General features: G+C 65.6%; 1 protein-coding gene. It reads left to right on the top strand.

What is annotated here, in order from left to right; genetic code table 11:
- Positions 1 to 273 (top strand): hypothetical protein (locus V2S85_RS27370; RefSeq protein ID WP_330705892.1); only part of this gene is annotated, 273 nt, incomplete at both ends.

Below are 273 nucleotides of genomic sequence, written 5' to 3'. Positions count from 1 at the left end.
GGCTCGACTACGAGGTCGCCTGGACGCACGGCCGCTTCCACCAGAGCCTCAACACCACCGGCCTCGTGACCTCGGCGCTCTACAAGGCGGTCTACGGTTGCAACGGGACCACCGGCAACCCGAACCTCAATGCTGCGACCGTCGCCCAGGCGGCGCTGTACGAGAGCCTGAGCGGCAAGAGCTGCGTCGCCATCAACCCGCTGGGGGAGATCACCGATCCGGCGGCGCTGAACTACATCTTCAACAAGCAGCACCAGGATACCTGGCTGGAGC

This window comes from Novosphingobium resinovorum (assembly GCF_036352595.1).
Classification (GTDB): domain Bacteria; phylum Pseudomonadota; class Alphaproteobacteria; order Sphingomonadales; family Sphingomonadaceae; genus Novosphingobium; species Novosphingobium resinovorum_B.
The sequence above is the reverse complement of the archived record's forward strand: the minus strand, read 5'-3'. Positions and strand labels throughout refer to the sequence as shown.